The following is a 15675-nucleotide window of genomic DNA, read 5'->3' on the forward strand; positions in this document are numbered from 1 at the left end:
TGAGAAGCACCCGATGAAGCCCTGGCCCGCGAGCGCCCGCCTCTGGTGGGCGCTCGCGGCGCTGCCGGTCGGCTTCCTCGGGCTGTTCTTCCTGTGGCCCGCGGGCACCGTCATCGTGCGGGGGCTCCTGGGTGAGGACGGGGTCGGTGGCGGGGACCTCGCCGGCGCGTTGGAGGTGCTCTCCCGGTCGCGGACGCTCCACGCGATCGGCACCACCGTGGTGCTCGCGGCGCTCGGCACGCTGGGCTCGCTGCTGCTGGGGGTCCCTGCCGCGTGGGCGCTGTCGCGCTTCCGGTGGCGCGGCGCCCGGACCGTGCGCGCCGTGGTGACCGTGCCGTTCGTGCTCCCGACCATCGTGGTCGCGGCGGCCTTCCAGGCGCTGTTCGCACGCTCGGGGCTCCTCGGCTCCCTGGGGCTGGACCAGTCCATGGCGGCGATCGTGCTCGCGCTCGTGTTCTTCAACATCTCGGTGGTGGTGCGCATCGTCGGCGGGGCGTGGGAGTCGCTGTCGCCGCGCATGGCCGATGCGGCGCGCACCCTCGGGGCCTCGCCGTTCCGTGCGTTCGTGCGGGTGACGATGCCCGCGCTCCGCCCCGCGATCGCGAGCGCCGCGGCGGTGGTGATGCTGTTCTGCTCGACCTCCTTCGCCCTGGTGCTGGTGCTCGGCGGCTCGCGCATCCGCACCGTCGAGACGGAGATCTACCTGCAGGTCAACCAGTTCCTCGACCTGCGCGCCGCCGCCGTGCTCGCGCTGGTCCAGGTGGTGTTCGTCGGCATCGCGCTCTGGGTGAGCGCGCGTGCGCGCGCGCCCCGGCCACCGGCGGGCGTCGAGGAGGCCCGCGCGCCGCGCCGCCGCGAGCGCCTGGGGATCGCCCTCGCGCTCACCCCCACGCTCGTGCTGATCACCCTGCCCGCGATCGCCCTGGTCGAGCGGTCGTTGCGCACCTCCGACGGCTACGGCCTCGACCACTACCGGCACCTGTTCGGCGAGCCGCCGGCACGCTCGACGCTGTCGGCACCGCTGTGGCAGGCGGCCGTGACCTCCCTCCTGACGGCCCTGGTCGCGACGGCGATGGCGGCCGCCGTGGGCATCGTGACCGCGCAGCTGGTGGCGCGGCGCTCCCGGCGGGCCTCGGTGCTCGAGTCGCTGGTGATGCTGCCGCTCGGGGTCTCCGCCGTGGTGGTGGGCCTGGGGCTCCTGCTCACGCTCAACCGCTCCGTGCTCGGCGTGGACCTGCGCGCCTCATGGTGGCTGGTCCCCATCGCGCAGGCCGTGGTCGCCCTGCCGCTCATGGTGCGCGCCCTGGTTCCCGCGGCGCGCGCGATCGACCCGCGCCTGCGGGCCGCCGCCGCGACCCTGGGCGCCTCGCCATGGCGCGTGCTGTGGCGCGTGGACGCCCCGCTGCTGCGGTCCGCGACGGCCGCCTCCATCGCGTTCGCCTTCGCGATCTCCATGGGCGAGTTCGGCGCCACCGCCTTCGTCGCGCGCCCCGACCGCCCGACCCTGCCGACCGCGATCGCGCGCCTGCTGAGCCGCCCCGGCATCGACAATGTGGGCATGGCCTTCGCCGCATCGGTCCTGCTCGCCGCCCTCACGGCCGCCGTCATGCTCGCCTCCGAACGGCTGCGCACCACCGTGGGAGCCGAGCTGTGAGCGGGCTCGCCGTCCGCGACCTGCGCGTCACGTACCCCGGCAGGCCGCCCGTCGAGGCGGTGCGGGGCGTCTCGCTCGAGATCGAGCGTGGCGAGACGGTCGCGCTCCTGGGACCCTCGGGCTGCGGGAAGTCCTCGCTCCTCTCCGCGGTGGTGGGCATCGTCGAGCCCTCCGCAGGGACCGTGCGCTGGGACGGCGAGGACCTCGCGCACGTGCCCGTGCATCGGCGCAGCTTCGGGCTGGTGTTCCAGGACGGTCAGCTGTTCCCGCATCTGACCGTGGGCGCCAACATCGCGTTCGGGCTCGAGATGGCGGGCGTGGCACGCGCGGCCCGTGCCGCGCGAGTCGACGAGCTGCTCGAGCTGGTGGGGCTCTCGGGGCTCGGAGCCCGCGCGGTGACCGAGCTCAGCGGCGGTCAGCGGCAGCGCGTCGCGCTCGCCCGGTCCCTCGCTCCGCGGCCCCGGCTGCTCGCGCTCGACGAGCCGCTGTCCTCGCTCGACGCGGACCTCCGCTCGCGCCTGGCCGTCGAGGTGCGCGACATCCTGCGCGCGTCAGGCACCACGGGGCTGGTGGTGACGCACGATGCCGCGGAGGCGTCGGTGATGGCGGACCGCGTGCTGCGCATGGAGGACGGGCTGCTCGTCTAGCGGCGTCCCGCTGACACATGGGCGCACGCACACGCTCGTGTGCGAGCACCGGTGTGTCAGCCGGGAGCCAAGCGCGGGAGAATCGACCTCATGTCCCTCTCCGAGCTCGATCACCCCGTCTTCCACGCGCTGTCCGGAGCGCATCGTCACCTCGCCATCCGCCAGGGCGAGGCGGCACGCTTCCGCCCGACCGTCGCATCGTTCGCCGCGGTGCCGCCGGCGCCCACGGCGCAGGACTGGAGCGACCTCGCGGCCGTCGCCGGCGACGATGAGATGATCCTGTTCGGCGTCCCGCAGGAGGTCCCCGGCGGCTGGGAGGAGACCGAGCGGTTCGAGGTGGTGCAGATGACCGCACCCGAGGGCTTCGGGCGACCGGCGGACGATGACGTGATCAGGCTGAGCATCGACGACGCCCAGGAGATGCTCGAGATCGTGGCCGAGGCGCAGCCGGGACCGTTCTTCCCCGAGACGCCGCTCATGGGCGCCTATTACGGGATCCGCGAGGAGGGCCGGCTGGTCGCGCTGGCCGGCGAACGCCTCACCACGCCGTCCTGGACCGAGATCAGCGCGGTCTGCACGCGCGACACCCACCGCGGGCGGGGTCTCGCGACCCGGCTCATGGCCGTGGTCGCGCACGGGATCCGCGAGCAGGGCCGGCGGCCGTTCCTCCACACGGGGGCCGGCAACGCGACCGCCATCCGGCTCTACGAGCACCTGGGCTTCGAGCGCCGCGACGGCGGCAACGTGGTGCAGTTCGTGCGCGTCGCGCGCTGACCCCGCCCCGCCCCGCCCCCGGGCAAGCGCTTACCCCGACGCATCGTGCACGTTCTTGCGGCGGAACGTGCAGCGAGCGTCGGGGTAAACGCTTGCGCCCCGGAAGGGGCTGAGGATGGCGGTGGCGGTTACTCGCCGCCCTCGCTCAGCGTGACCTCGATGGGCGTGAAGTCCTCACCCATGACGTCCACGCCCTCGGCCTTGAGCTCCTCGAGCGCCGCGTCCACGTACTCGTTGGAGTACGCGGTCTCCGGCGGGTCGGCCGTGATGATGGTCGCGCCCTCGGGGTTGACCGTCTCGAGCGCGAGGCTCACCGTCTGCTCCCACTGGTCCTCGTTGATGTGACCCACGCCCGCGGTGGACGGGAAGATCAGCTTGTTGACCTCGTTGGTCATCCACAGCTGGTGCGAGGTGCCGAGCGTGGAGCCCGCCGCCGTCACGATGTCCGCCGCCGCCTCCGGGTTGTCCTTCGCGTAGATGCAGCCCTCGATGGTGCCCTTGATGAACTTGGTGGTGGTGGCCGCGTAGTCCTCGTCGGACGCGAGACGCTCGGAGTCCGCCCAGATGGCGTCCTGGAGCATCGCGGTGCCCTCCTCGTTCCAGTCGATGACCACCAGGTCCTCCGGCGTGTAGAGCTCGCCGGTCTCCGGGTTCACGGTCTCGAGGACCTGGGCGTACTCGTTGTACGTCATGGCCTGCGCCGCGTCGATGTCGCCCGCGATGAAGGCGTTCATGTCGAAGGCCTGCTGGACCGTCGCGCCGCCCGGGAGGTCCGCGAGCGTGACGCCGTTGGCCTGCATGCCGGCGATGAGCTCCCACTCGTTGCCGTAGCCCCACGAGCCGACCGCCTTGCCCGCGAGGTCCGCAGCGGACGTGATGCCCGAGTCCGCGAACGCGACCTGCGTGGTGCCCGAACGCTCGAAGATCTGCGCGACGTCGGTGACCTTCGCACCCTGCTCGATCGCGCCGAGCACCTTGGGCACCCAGGAGATCGCGAAGTCGGCGCCGCCCGACGTGAGGACGTCGATGGGCACGATGTCCACCGCGCCCGGAAGGATCGTCACGTCGAGGCCCTCGTCCTCGTAGTAGCCCTGATCGGCCGCCGCGTAGTAGCAGGCGAACTGCGCCTGCGTGAGCCACTGGAGCTGCACCGAGACCGGCGTGAGCTCGGCGGGCGCCTCCGCGCCCGTGGTCGCGTCGCCGCCGGTGGCCGCCGGCTCCGCCTCATCCGATGAACAGCCGGTGAGCGTGAGCGCGCCGAGCGCCGCCGCCGTGAACGCGGCCGCGCGCGCGCCGCGAGTTGCGATGAATGCCATCTGTCCGTACCCCTCGTTCTCCCTGTGATGCCTTGCTGACCTGCTCGACCGCCCGCCGGCGGACGCCTATGACCCCCCGCGACGGCGTAGCGCCCAGGCCTCGATGCCTGCCGTCACGCCGTAGAAGAGCGCGCCGAGCAGCACGGCACCGAGCACATAGGCCCAGGCACCCGTGTAGTTGCTGCCCGCCGCTGCGGAGGTGATCGCCTTGCCCAGACCGTTCGCCGGGCCACCGAAGTACTCCGCGATGAGCGCCGAGATGACCGCGAGCGACGAGCCGATCTTGAGACCGTTGAGGACGTAGGGCACGGCTCCAGGGAGGAGGAGCAGGCGGTTGGCCTGCTCGGCCGTCGCGGCATAGGACCGCATGAGGTCACGATGCACGGGCTCCACCTGGCGAAGCCCGTTCAGCGTGTTGAGGTACATGGGGACGAAGACGGCGATGGCCGCGATGATCTGGCGGCCGGTGTGCGCGGCGGCGCCGAACATCGCGTAGAACACCGGCGCGAGCGCCACGATGGGGATGACCGCGAGTGCCGCGACCAGCGGGGCGAGCATCTGGGACATCACGCGCAACGCGTTGGCGAAGATCGCGACGATGATGCCCGTGAGCGCCCCCATCACGAGCCCGATGAGCGCGTTGAGCCCCGTCACCTTCGCCGCGTCGACGATGTGCGAGAAGGACTCGGTGAACGCGCCCGCGATGTCCGACGGGGACGGCACCAGGAACGGCTTGACCTCGAACGCGACCACCAGGAGCTGCCACAGCGCGATCGCGACGACGCCCAGCGCCACCGGGGCGAGCATCGTGCGTGCCGTGGTCGCGCCCCTCATCGGTTCTCGACCCCCCGCGGACCGTCGGCGACGCCGCCGTGCAGCGCGGAGCGCACCGCGGTGACGCCCTCGTAGAACGCCGCGTCCTCGCGCAGCTCCTCGTCGCGCGAGGAGAAGCTGAGGTCGATGATGTCCGTGATGCGGCCAGGCCGCGGCGACATCACCACCACGCGGTCCGAGAGGAACACCGCCTCCGGGATCGAGTGGGTCACGAAGATCACGGCGGCGCCGGTCTCCTGGCACAGCGCGACCAGCTCGTTCTGCATGTGCTCGCGCGTCATCTCGTCGAGCGCCCCGAAGGGTTCGTCCATGAGGAGCAGCCGGGGCCGCTCCGCCATGGACCGCGCGATCGCGACGCGCTGCTTCATGCCGCCCGAGAGCTGGTCGGGGTGGTGATCCGCGAAGTCCTCGAGGCCGATCAGCGCGAGCAGCTCGTCCGAGCGCTCCTTGCGGGCGCGGGCCTCCACGCCGTGGATCTCGAGCGGAAGCTCGATGTTCGCGCGGACGGTCCGCCACGGGAGCAGGCCGGCCTGCTGGAAGGCGATGCCGTAGTCCTGATCCTTGCGCGCCTGCTCGACGCTCTTGCCGAACACGCTGATCTCGCCGCCGGTGACCCCGTCGAGGTCCGCGACGAGGCGCATGAGCGTGCTCTTGCCGCATCCCGAGGGCCCGATCAGCGACACGAACTCGCCGGCGGCGACCTCGAGGCTGACGTCGGACAACGCGTGGACCTCCCCGCCCTTGCGGGTGCGGAAGACCTTGTCGACGCCCGAGATGGTGACGGCGGCGCGGGTGGCGCTCATGCGGGGACCTCTCCTCTCCTGAACCGCCCGAGACCGCGCCCGAGCAGCGCGACGAGCCCCGCGGACAGCAGCCCGATGAGCACGGCGCCGAAGATCGGGGCCCAGGTCTTGGCGGGGTCGCCGCTCGCGGTGGCGGCGAACTCGATGATCATGCGGCCGATGCCGCCGCCCAGGCCGATGCTGACCTCCGCCACCACGGTGCCGACCACGGCGTTCGCGGCGGCCAGCTTGAGCGCCGGCATGAGGTACGGGACCGAGGCGGGCAGGCGCAGCCGGACGAGCGTGGTCCACCAGCCCGCGGCATAGGCGTGGAACAGGTCGGTGTCGGCCTGCGGCGGCGACTTGAGCCCGCGCAGGGCGCTGATCGCGACGGGGAAGAACGCGAGGTAGGAGGCGATCACCGCGACGGACATCCAGTTCTCCCACTGGAAGGAGCCCATGTGGATGTTGGTCCCCCAGCGCTTGACCAGCGGCGCGATCGCGATGAGCGGCACGGTCTGGCTCAGCACCACCCACGGGAGCACCGCGCTCTCCGCGGTCAGCCACCGCTGCATCAGCAGCGCGAGCAGCATCCCCGAGACGACGCCGAGCACCCACCCGAGCGCCGCGATGCCCAGCGAGAAGGCCGCGGCCTGCAGCACCGCCCACCACAGCGCATCGGCGCCGGCGGCACGGGTGACCGGCTCGAACAGCCGCGTCACCATGTCCCAGATGTGCGGCATCGCGATGTCGGTGGTGCGGGGCAGCACGGTGACGCTGCCGACCGTCACGCCGTCCTCCGGCGCGAGCGCCTTGTAGAGCTCCCAGAGCGCCGCGATGCCCAGGACGCCGACGACGCCCCAGACGATCGCCTGCGCCCTGGCCGTCCGCATCGTCCGCCTCACACCTTCGCCGTGATCGCGTCCGTCAGCGCGGGGATGACAGTCTCGCCGTAGACGCGGAGCGTCTCCTCCTTGTTGTCGTGCTGGAGGTAGCCGGCGAACTGGGTGGCGCCCGCGTCACGGAGCTGCTCGAGCTTCGCGATGTGGTCCTCCGCGGTGCCGAGCACGCAGAAGCGGTCGACGATCTCGTCGGGCACGAACTCGGTGTGCGAGTTCCCCGCCCGGCCGTGCTCGTTGTAGTCGTAGCCCTGGCGGCCCTTGATGTAGTCCGACAGCGCCTGCGGGATCGCGCCCGAGTCGCCGTAGCGCTCGACGATGTCCGCGACGTGGTTGCCCACCATCCCGCCGAACCAGCGGCACTGCTCGCGCATGTGCTCCCAGTCCTCGCCGATGTACATGGGCGCCGAGACGCAGAAGGTGAGGCTCTCGGGGTCGCGGCCGACCCCTTCCGCCGCCGCCTTGACCGAGTCGATCATCCAGCGCGCGATGTCCACGTCCGCGCACTGGAGGATGAAGCCGTCGCCCACCTCGCCCGCGGCCTTGAGCGCGAGCGGGCCGTAGGCCGCGACCCACACCTCGAGCGAGGAGGTGCGCGCCCACGGGAACTGGAGCTGCGCGCCCTTGTACTCGACGGAGCGGCAGTTCGCGAGCTCGCGGATCACGTGGATCGACTCGCGCATCTCACGCACCGTCACGGGCTTGCCGTTGGTGACACGCACCGCGGAGTCGCCGCGCCCCATGCCGCACACCGTGCGGTTGCCGTACATCTCGTTGAGCGTCGCGAACACCGAGGCCGTGACGGTCCAGTCGCGGGTCGCGGGGTTGGTGACGAAGGGGCCGACCTTGATGCGGTCGGTCTGCGCGAGGATCGCGCTGTAGATGACGTACGGCTCCTGCCACAGCAGATGCGAGTCGAACGTCCACGCGTAGCCGAAGCCATGCTCCTCCGCGAGCTTCGCCAGCGCGATGGTGCGCTGCGCGGGAGGGTTGGTCTGCAGCACCACTCCGAAGTCCATGCCGGGGTCCTTTCTGGGCTCAGATGAGGTACTGGGACAGGCCGCGCTTGAGGAACTGCCCGTGACCCTTGACGCCGTGGAAGGTGTCGTCCTCGACGAGGACGCGTCCGCGGGAGATGACCGTGTCGACCTTGCCGTCGATCTCGTACCCCTCCCATGCGGCGTGGTCCATGTTCATGTGGTGCTTCTTGTCGATGCCGATCGACGTGTGGCCGTTCGGGTCGTAGATGACGATGTCCGCGTCGGCACCGGGCTGGATCACGCCCTTCCTGCCGTACATGCCGAACATGCGCGCCGGCGTGGTCGAGGTGAGCTCGACCCAGCGCTCGAGGGTGATCTGGCCCGTCACCACGCCCTGGTACATGAGGTCCATGCGGTGCTCGACGGAGCCGATGCCGTTGGGGATCTTGCGGAAGTCGCCCAGCCCGAGGTCCTTCTGGTCCTTCATGCAGAAGGGGCAGTGGTCCGTGGAGACCATCTGGAGGTCGTTGGTCCGCAGCGCCTGCCACATGTGATCCTGATGGCCCTCGGCGCGTGAGCGCACCGGGGTCGAGCACACGTACTTGGCGCCCTCGAAGTCGCCCCACTCCTCGCTGGTCGCGCCGAGCTGCTCCTCGAGCGACATGTAGAGGTACTGGGGGCAGGTCTCGCCGAACACGTTCTTGCCGTTGTCGCGCGCGGCGGCGAGCTGCGCGACCGCCTGCTTGGCGGAGACGTGCACCACGTACAGCGGGGCTCCGGTGATGTCGGAGAGCATGATCGCGCGATGCGTCGCCTCCTCCTCGGCCTGCCAGACGCGGGCGACGCCGTGGTAGTACGGCGAGGTCTTGCCCTGCTTGACCAGCTGCTCGGCGATCACGTCGATGACGGGGCCGTTCTCCGCGTGCATCATGGTCAGCAGGCCGTTGTCCGCGGCGACCTGCATGGCCTTGAGGATCTGCGCGTCGTCCGCGTAGAACACGCCCGGGTACGCCATGAACATCTTGTAGCTGGTGATGCCCTCGTCGATGAGCCACGGGAGCGCGGCGAGCGAGTCGTCGTCGACGCCGCCGACGATCTGGTGGAAGCCGTAGTCGACGTGGCAGTTGCCGGCGGCGAGCTCGTGCCACGCGGCGAGGCCGTCCTGCACCTTGCCGCCGTAGCTCTGGACGGCGAAGTCCACGATCGACGTGGTGCCTCCCCACGCCGCGGCGGCCGTGCCGGTCTCGAAGGTGTCCGAGGCCGAGGTGCCGCCGAACGGCAGCTGCATGTGGGTGTGGGCGTCGATGCCGCCCGGGATGACGTACTTGCCGGTCGCGTCGATGACGCGGTCGACGGTGCTCGGGAGATCGGCACCCAGCGAGGTCGAGCCCGGCTGGAGCACGGCGACGATGGTCTCGCCGTCGACGAGCACGTCCGCGAGCACGCGGCCCGTGGCGGAGACGACGGTGCCGCCCTTGATCAGCGTGGTGGCCATGTGCATGCCTCCTTACGGCGCCGTGATCTCGTCGTACGTGTCGGGACGGCGGTCGCGGTAGAACTGCCAGTCGTCGCGCATCTCCTGCACGAGCCCGAGGTCGAGGTCGCGGATGAGGATCTCCTCCGCCTCGCCCGAGCCGAGCTCGCCCACGTAGTTGCCGCGCGGGTCCACGATCTGCGAGGTGCCGTAGAAGTTCACGGCCTCGTCCCCGTACTCGTTGTCCTCGAGGCCCACGCGGTTGGGAGCGAGCACGAAGTAGCCGTTGGCGACGGCCGCTGCCGGCTGCTCGATCTCCCACAGACGGTTGGACAGCCCGGGCTTGGTCGCGTTGGGGTTGAAGGCGAGGTGCGCGCCGTTGAGGCCCAGCTCGCGCCACGCCTCGGGGAAGTGGCGGTCGTAGCAGATGATGACCCCGACCTTGCCGACCGCGGTGTCGAACACCGGGTACCCCATGTTGCCCGGACGGAAGTAGAACTTCTCCCAGAACTTCTCGACGTGCGGGATGTGGTTCTTGCGGTACTTGCCCAGGATGGTGCCGTCCGCATCCACCACCACGGCGGTGTTGTAGTAGACGCCGGTCTGCGCCTCCTCGTAGATCGGGAGGACCATCACCATCGACAGCTCCTTCGCGAGCGCCGCGAAGCGCTGCACGATGGGCCCGTCGGCCGGCTCGGCGAAGCGGTAGTACTTCTTGTCCTGGGTGATGCCGAAGTAGGGGCCGTAGAAGAGCTCCTGGAAGCAGATGACCTGGGCGCCCTGCGCCGCGGCCGTCCGTGCGAACTGCTCGTGCTTGTCGAGCATGGACTCCTTGTCACCCGTCCACGTGGTCTGGGTGATGGCCGCCCTGATCACCGTCATGTCGTCTCCTCGCGCTCTTTCCGGTCCGATGCAGTGACTGTTACTGTCGCGATTGAACATTTCCCTTGGGTTACCTGCTGTAACAGGTTTATGAACGCTCACGCTCAGATCGGACGAAAGGGGAGCGGGTGGCACTGATCGACCGTCTGGCCAGCCAGATCGAGGAGCCGAGCCCGCAGGGCATCGCCTCCGCCCTGTCGATGCTCATCCGTACGGGCGAGGTCGCGCCGCGCACGCGGCTGCCCACCGTGCGCGATGTCGCGAAGCGGCTCGAGGTGAGCCCCGGCACCGTGAGCGCCGCGTGGCACGGCCTGGTCGACGCGGGGCTCATCGAGGCGCGCGGGCGTGCCGGGTCCTACGTGCTCGAGCCGCGCACGCCGTGGCTCACCACGCGCTCGGGCCACCTCGCGGAGGTCGCGGCGGCCACGCCCCCCGGCGTCGAGCGCCTCGAGCTGGCGATCGGGATCCCCGATCCCCTCCTCCTGCCGGACATCACCGCGGCGCTCGAGCGCGTGGCACCCTCGCGGGCCGCCGTCGGCTCGTACCTCCAGCCGCCCCTGCTGCCCGAGCTCGAGGCGCCGTTGCGCGCGCTCTGGCCCGCGCCCGTCCAGGCCCTCACCGTGCTCGACGGCGTCATGGACGGCATCGAGCGCGCGCTGCGCTCCGTGGCGCGGTTCGGCGACCGCGTGATCGTGGAGACCCCGACCTTCCCCATGCTGCTCGACCTGCTCGAGCACCTCCACCTCATGGCGGTGCCCGTGCGCATGGACGCGCACGGGATCATCCCCGCGAGCCTCGAGGCCGCGCTCGCCTCCCGCCCGGCCGCGGTGATCCTCCAGCCCCGGGCGCAGAACCCCACCGGCATCTCGATGACCGCATCGCGCGCCGACGAGCTCGCGGCGGTGCTCACCGGGCATCGCTACGGCCGCGATGCCGTCATCATCGAGGACGACCACACGGGCCTGGTGTCGGCGGCGCAGCCGGTGAGCCTCGGCGCGTGGATCCCGCAGCGCACGCTGCGCGTCGCCGGCTTCTCGAAGTCCCACGGCCCCGACCTGCGCATCGCGGCCCTCGGGGGACCCGCGAGCGCGATCGAGCGCATCGTCGGGTACCGCGTCCTGGGACCCGGGTGGACCTCCCGCCTGCTGCAGGCGATCCTCCACGACCTCCTCACCAGCCGCGCCACGGTGCACGCGGTCGACCGCGCGCGCCATGCCTACTTCCTGCGCCAGCGCGAGCTCGCCGCATGCCTCACCGCCGCGGGGCTCGACGTCCCCCTCGCGGACGGCCTCAACGCGTGGATCCCGGTGGCCGACGAGCACGCCGCGCGCATCACGCTGGCCGCGCACGGCATCAACGTGAGCCGCGGCAGCACGTTCGTGGTGCCCGCGGCGGTCGACACGGATGCACCCGGGCCGCACACCGGGGACCACATCCGTGTGAGCGTGGGGGCGCTGCGCGAGTCCGTCCCCACGGTCGCCGCGGCGATCGCAGCGGCGGCATCCGGGCGCGAAACATCGGGGTAATGCCAGGTGATTAGCCTTCGCGCACACCTCGGGACGCTGCAGTCGAGGCCGTCCCGTCCCGGCGCGGCCACCCCCGAGCCGCACATCTCCTCAGGAGGACCCATGAGCCGCCTCGCCCCCGCCGCCGCGACCCTCGCGTGCGTGCTCGGCCTCGCCGCATGCGCCGGCTCGGACTCGGCGACGCCCACCGCGGATGCCACGGTGTCGATCGGCGACGCCCACACGCTCGTCGCCGTGGACAACTGCGGGGTCGAGGTCGAGTCCGAAGGGACCCCGACGCGCATCGTCGCCGTGAAGTCGACCACCACCGAGCTGCTGGTCGAGCTCGGCCTCGCGGACGCCATCGTCGGGGCCGCCTTCCTCGACGGCCCCATCGAGCCGCCCTACACGGCCCTCGACGCGGAGATCCCGGTGCTGTCCGAGTTCCTCCCCGGCCAGGAGGCGACGCTCGCGCTCGAGCCCGACGCGATCGTCGCGGGCTGGGAGTCCAACTTCGCGGCGGACGGCGTGGGCGAGCGCGCCGCGCTCGCGGAGCGCGGGATCCTCACGTACGTGGCCCCCTCCGCGTGCAAGGAGCCCGGGTACCAGCCCGACCCGATGACCTTCGACGCGCTCTTCGACCAGATCGAGGAGGCGGGCGAGCTGTTCGGGGCGACGGACGCGGCCGCCGCGCTCGTCGCCCGCATGAGCACCGACCTCGACACGATCGAGCCCGACGCGCGCGGCCTCTCCGCGCTCTGGTACAGCTCGGGCACGGACTCGCCGTACGTGGGCGCGGGCATCGGGGCGCCGCAGATGATGATGGAGGCGGCGGGCCTCACCAACGTCTTCGAGGACGTGCACGACACGTGGACCTCGGCCACGTGGGAGGCGGTGGTCGAGGCCGACCCCGACGTGATCGTCCTGGTCGACGCCTCGTGGAACACCGCCGAGGACAAGATCGCGATGCTCGAGGACAACCCGGCCACCGCGGCGCTGAGCGCGGTCAAGGACGGCACCTACCTCATCGTCCCGTTCGCCGGCGGCGAGGCCGGGGTGCGCAACGTGGAGACCGTCGCGTCCCTGGTCGACCAGCTCGCGACGGCGGTGCCGGACGGTTCATGAGCGCAGGCCGCGACCGACGCGCACGCGTCCTGACCGCCGCCCTCGCGGCGGCGCTGCTCGCGTCCGTCGCGATCGCGGTGACCATCGGGGTCGCGGGCCTGGGCCCGCTCGAGGCCTGGCGCATCCTCGCCTCCCACCTCACGGGTGACACGACGGCGGACACCGGCGATGCGATCGTGTGGTCCATCCGCGCGCCACGCGTCCTCACCGCCGCGCTCGTGGGCGCGGGGCTCGCCGCCGCGGGCGTGGTGATGCAGGGGCTCACGCGCAACCCGCTCGCGGACCCCTACCTCCTCGGCCTGTCCTCGGGCGCCTCTCTCGGCGCGGTCGGGGTCCTGCTGCTCGGGATCGGCTCGACGCTGGCCCTCTCGATCGCCCTGCCCATCGCTGCGTTCCTGGGCGCGCTGCTCGCGCTCGGAGCGGCGCTGGGGATCGCACGGCTCGCGGGAAGCCTCAGCCCGACCATCGTGGTGCTGGCCGGGATCGCGGTGTCGCAGCTGCTCGCGGCGTGCACGTCGCTCGTGATCGTGGTGACCGCCAAGGGGGACGCGTACCGGCAGGTGCTGAGCTGGCTGCTGGGATCGCTCGCGGGCTCCACCTGGACCACGGTGGCGATCGCGGCCGCGGCGCTCGCGCTCGTCTACCCGCTGCTGCGCCTCCACGCGGCCCCGCTCGACGCCCTCACGCTCGGCGACGCCGCCGCGGAGGCGCTCGGCATCTCGACGCGGCGTACGCGGCTCACCCTGTTCGTCGCAGTGTCGCTCCTCACGGGCGCCATGGTCTCGACAAGCGGCGCGATCGGCTTCGTCGGCCTCATCATCCCCCACCTGGTCCGTGGGCTCGTGGGAGGCCTCCACCGCCATGTGCTGCCCGCCGCGGCGCTCGGCGGCGCGGTGTTCCTGCTGTGGGCGGACACCCTCGCGCGCACCATGCTCGACCCGCGGGAGATCCCCGTGGGCATCGTCACCGCGCTCGTCGGGGTCCCGGTGTTCGTGGTGGTGCTGCGGCATGCGAGGGGGACCGCATGGAGGTGAGGGTCGAGTCGCTCGCGGCGACGCGCGCGCACCGCGAGGTGCTCACGGAGGTGTCCTTCACGGTCGCGCCCGGCGAGATCGTGGGCCTCCTGGGCCCCAACGGCGCGGGCAAGTCGACGCTGCTCGCCTCGATCGCGGGGATGCTCGCACCCGCGCGCGGCGCCGTGCTGCTGGACGGCGAGCCCGCGCACCGGATCCCGCGCCGCGACATCGCGCGCCGTGTCGCGCTCATGGAGCAGCAGCCCGACCGCGACATCCCGCTGCGCGCGGCGGACATCGTCGAGCTGGGGCTGCTCCCGTTCCGCGGGCGCTTCGACCGGGGCGGCTCCGCGCACGATGCGTCGCTCGCCCGGGAGGCCCTCGCCGCAGCGGGCGCGGCGCACGTCGCGGACCGGCCATGGACCGAGCTGTCGGGAGGCGAGCGCCAGCGAGTCTCGCTGGCCCGCGCCCTTGTCCAGCGACCGCGGCTGCTCCTGCTCGACGAGCCGACCAACCACCTGGACGTGCGCGCGCAGCTCGACACACTCGCGTTCGTCGCGGGGCTGGGGATCACCGCGGTCGCGGCGCTGCACGACCTGGACCACGCCGCACGCCTGTGCTCGCGCATCGTCCTGCTGGACCGTGGCCGCGTGGCCGCGCTCGGCACGCCCGCCGAGGTCCTCGCCCCCGACGTGATCGCGGCCGTCTACGGGGTGCGCGCGACCGTGCTCACGCACCCCGAGGACGGCCGTCCCGTCATCGCGCTCGACGGCGCCGTCGACCAGGCACCACCACCCGAGGAGGGCCCATGACCGAGTCCCTGAGCATCGTCGCGCTGTCCGGAGGCGTGGGAGGCGCGCGGTTCCTGCGAGGGCTGCTCGCGTGGGCCGCGGCGTCGGGCACGGACCTCGACGTCACCGTGATCGCGAACACGGGCGACGACATGCGCCTGCACGGTCTCCAGGTCTGCCCCGACCTCGACACGGTGATGTACACGCTCGGCGGCGCGATCCACGAGGACCAGGGCTGGGGTCGCGCCGACGAGCGTTTCACGGTGGCCGAGGAGCTGCGCCCCTACGGCGTCGGCTGGGAATGGTTCACGCTCGGCGACCGTGACCTCGCCACGCATCTCGCACGCACCTCGCTGCTCGCGGGCGGCGCCACCCTGAGCGAGGCCACGGCACGCCTCGCCGCGCGGTGGGACCTGCCGGTGACCCTGCTGCCCATGAGCGACCAGCCCGTCGAGACCCATGTCGAGCTCGCCTCGGGCGAGACCGTGCACTTCGAGGAGTGGTGGGTCCGCACGCGGGCGTCCGCCCCCGCACGGAGGTTCGTGCAGGCCGGCGCGGACCAGGCACGGCCCGCGCCGGGCGTGCTCGAGGCCATCGCCGGCGCGGACATGGTGCTGCTGCCGCCGTCGAACCCGGTCGTGTCCGTGGGCACCATCCTCGGGGTGCCCGGCCTCGCGGACGCGTTGCGCGCCTCCCCGGCACCGCTCGTCGGGGTCTCCCCGATCATCGGCGGCGCGGCCGTGCGCGGCATGGCGGAAGCGTGCCTCGCCACGCTCGGCGTGCCGGCCACCGCCGCCGCGGTCGCGCTCGACTACCGCTCACGGCACGGCGTCCTGGACGGATGGCTGGTGGACGATGCGGACGCCGCGTCCGTGCCCGAGCTCGAGGCGGCGGGCTTCGCCGCGGTCGCGCGCCCCCTGTGGATGACCGACCTCGACGCGACGGCCGCGATCGCCGGGGCGGCCGTCGACCTCGCGCGACGGCTGCGGTAGCGGGCCT

15 protein-coding genes are annotated in these 15675 nt (G+C 72.1%); 8 read left to right on the forward strand and 7 right to left on the reverse strand.

Annotation, left to right across the window (positions count from 1 at the left end; all coding sequences use genetic code 11):
* Window positions 1-13 precede the first annotated feature (13 nt).
* The 3 genes from AOM00_RS15700 (at window position 14) to AOM00_RS06680 (ending at window position 3075) form a co-directional block, all read left to right on the forward strand.
* Window positions 14-1654: an ABC transporter permease gene (locus AOM00_RS15700; RefSeq protein WP_062517045.1), complete on the forward strand. Its 1641-nt coding sequence runs from the start codon at window positions 14-16 to the stop codon at window positions 1652-1654.
* Window positions 1651-2301, forward strand: coding sequence for an ABC transporter ATP-binding protein (locus AOM00_RS06675; protein ID WP_062517046.1), 651 nt, complete (start codon window positions 1651-1653; stop codon window positions 2299-2301). The genes AOM00_RS15700 and AOM00_RS06675 overlap by 4 nt, the downstream gene beginning before the upstream one ends.
* Before the next feature lie 90 nt (window positions 2302-2391).
* Window positions 2392-3075: a GNAT family N-acetyltransferase gene (locus AOM00_RS06680; RefSeq protein ID WP_228373430.1), complete on the forward strand. Its 684-nt coding sequence runs from the start codon at window positions 2392-2394 to the stop codon at window positions 3073-3075.
* Window positions 3076-3203: 128 nt separating this feature from the next.
* Here AOM00_RS06680 and AOM00_RS06685 read toward each other — a convergent pair whose 3' ends face one another.
* From AOM00_RS06685 to AOM00_RS06715, 7 genes are all read right to left on the reverse strand, one after another.
* A complete protein-coding gene (locus AOM00_RS06685) occupies window positions 3204-4391 on the reverse strand; it encodes an ABC transporter substrate-binding protein (RefSeq protein WP_062517047.1) in 1188 nt (395 codons plus the stop codon).
* 66 nt (window positions 4392-4457) lie between these two features.
* Window positions 4458-5225 carry an ABC transporter permease gene (locus tag AOM00_RS06690; RefSeq protein WP_062517048.1) on the reverse strand — a complete coding sequence of 256 codons (768 nt, stop codon included), beginning with the start codon at window positions 5223-5225 and terminating at the stop codon, window positions 4458-4460.
* Window positions 5222-6028: an ABC transporter ATP-binding protein gene (locus tag AOM00_RS06695; RefSeq protein ID WP_062517049.1), complete on the reverse strand. Its 807-nt coding sequence runs from the start codon at window positions 6026-6028 to the stop codon at window positions 5222-5224. Before AOM00_RS06695 ends, AOM00_RS06690 begins: the two co-directional genes overlap by 4 nt.
* The gene (locus AOM00_RS06700; RefSeq protein WP_062517050.1) at window positions 6025-6900 is read right to left on the reverse strand and encodes an ABC transporter permease; all 876 of its coding nucleotides are present in this window, start codon (window positions 6898-6900) and stop codon (window positions 6025-6027) included. The genes AOM00_RS06695 and AOM00_RS06700 overlap by 4 nt, the downstream gene beginning before the upstream one ends.
* An 8-nt stretch (window positions 6901-6908) precedes the next feature.
* Window positions 6909-7925 carry a TIGR03842 family LLM class F420-dependent oxidoreductase gene (locus AOM00_RS06705; RefSeq protein ID WP_062517051.1) on the reverse strand — a complete coding sequence of 339 codons (1017 nt, stop codon included), beginning with the start codon at window positions 7923-7925 and terminating at the stop codon, window positions 6909-6911.
* A 19-nt stretch (window positions 7926-7944) separates the two neighbouring features.
* Window positions 7945-9381, reverse strand: a complete 1437-nt coding sequence (gene hydA / locus AOM00_RS06710; protein ID WP_062517052.1) for a dihydropyrimidinase — start codon at window positions 9379-9381, stop codon at window positions 7945-7947.
* 12 nt (window positions 9382-9393) lie between these two features.
* Window positions 9394-10242, reverse strand: a complete 849-nt coding sequence (locus tag AOM00_RS06715) for a nitrilase-related carbon-nitrogen hydrolase (RefSeq protein WP_062517053.1) — start codon at window positions 10240-10242, stop codon at window positions 9394-9396.
* 128 nt (window positions 10243-10370) lie between these two features.
* On the opposite strand from AOM00_RS06715, the gene AOM00_RS06720 reads away from it, so the two are divergent.
* The 5 genes from AOM00_RS06720 to cofD all read left to right on the forward strand — a co-directional run bounded on the left by AOM00_RS06720 (window position 10371) and on the right by cofD (window position 15668).
* Complete coding sequence (locus AOM00_RS06720) at window positions 10371-11768, forward strand: aminotransferase class I/II-fold pyridoxal phosphate-dependent enzyme (protein ID WP_062517054.1); 1398 nt, start codon at window positions 10371-10373, stop codon at window positions 11766-11768.
* A gap of 102 nt (window positions 11769-11870) precedes the next feature.
* A complete protein-coding gene (locus AOM00_RS06725; RefSeq protein WP_062517055.1) occupies window positions 11871-12872 on the forward strand; it encodes a putative F420-0 ABC transporter substrate-binding protein in 1002 nt (333 codons plus the stop codon).
* Window positions 12869-13906, forward strand: coding sequence for an iron chelate uptake ABC transporter family permease subunit (locus tag AOM00_RS06730; RefSeq protein WP_062517056.1), 1038 nt, complete (start codon window positions 12869-12871; stop codon window positions 13904-13906). The genes AOM00_RS06725 and AOM00_RS06730 overlap by 4 nt, the downstream gene beginning before the upstream one ends.
* A complete protein-coding gene (locus AOM00_RS06735) occupies window positions 13897-14697 on the forward strand; it encodes an ABC transporter ATP-binding protein (protein WP_062517057.1) in 801 nt (266 codons plus the stop codon). The genes AOM00_RS06730 and AOM00_RS06735 overlap by 10 nt, the downstream gene beginning before the upstream one ends.
* A complete protein-coding gene (gene cofD / locus AOM00_RS06740) occupies window positions 14694-15668 on the forward strand; it encodes a 2-phospho-L-lactate transferase (RefSeq protein WP_228373431.1) in 975 nt (324 codons plus the stop codon). Before AOM00_RS06735 ends, cofD begins: the two co-directional genes overlap by 4 nt.
* The last annotated feature ends 7 nt before the right edge of the window (window positions 15669-15675 follow it).

The organism is Demequina gelatinilytica (assembly GCF_000971115.1).
GTDB lineage: Bacteria > Actinomycetota > Actinomycetes > Actinomycetales > Demequinaceae > Demequina > Demequina gelatinilytica.

Excerpts from the sequence above, each read along its gene's own strand:
- AOM00_RS15700 (WP_062517045.1), top strand. The coding sequence starts at position 14 with ATGAAGCCCTGGCCCGCGAGCGCCCGCCTCTGGTGGGCGCTCGCGGCG.
- AOM00_RS06680 (WP_228373430.1), top strand. The coding sequence starts at position 2,392 with ATGTCCCTCTCCGAGCTCGATCACCCCGTCTTCCACGCGCTGTCCGGA.
- AOM00_RS06685 (WP_062517047.1), bottom strand. The coding sequence starts at position 4,391 with ATGGCATTCATCGCAACTCGCGGCGCGCGCGCGGCCGCGTTCACGGCG.
- AOM00_RS06690 (WP_062517048.1), bottom strand. The coding sequence starts at position 5,225 with ATGAGGGGCGCGACCACGGCACGCACGATGCTCGCCCCGGTGGCGCTG.
- AOM00_RS06695 (WP_062517049.1), bottom strand. The coding sequence starts at position 6,028 with ATGAGCGCCACCCGCGCCGCCGTCACCATCTCGGGCGTCGACAAGGTC.
- AOM00_RS06700 (WP_062517050.1), bottom strand. The coding sequence starts at position 6,900 with ATGCGGACGGCCAGGGCGCAGGCGATCGTCTGGGGCGTCGTCGGCGTC.
- AOM00_RS06705 (WP_062517051.1), bottom strand. The coding sequence starts at position 7,925 with ATGGACTTCGGAGTGGTGCTGCAGACCAACCCTCCCGCGCAGCGCACC.
- hydA (WP_062517052.1), bottom strand. The coding sequence starts at position 9,381 with ATGGCCACCACGCTGATCAAGGGCGGCACCGTCGTCTCCGCCACGGGC.
- AOM00_RS06715 (WP_062517053.1), bottom strand. The coding sequence starts at position 10,242 with ATGACGGTGATCAGGGCGGCCATCACCCAGACCACGTGGACGGGTGAC.
- AOM00_RS06725 (WP_062517055.1), top strand. The coding sequence starts at position 11,871 with ATGAGCCGCCTCGCCCCCGCCGCCGCGACCCTCGCGTGCGTGCTCGGC.
- AOM00_RS06730 (WP_062517056.1), top strand. The coding sequence starts at position 12,869 with ATGAGCGCAGGCCGCGACCGACGCGCACGCGTCCTGACCGCCGCCCTC.
- AOM00_RS06735 (WP_062517057.1), top strand. The coding sequence starts at position 13,897 with ATGGAGGTGAGGGTCGAGTCGCTCGCGGCGACGCGCGCGCACCGCGAG.
- cofD (WP_228373431.1), top strand. The coding sequence starts at position 14,694 with ATGACCGAGTCCCTGAGCATCGTCGCGCTGTCCGGAGGCGTGGGAGGC.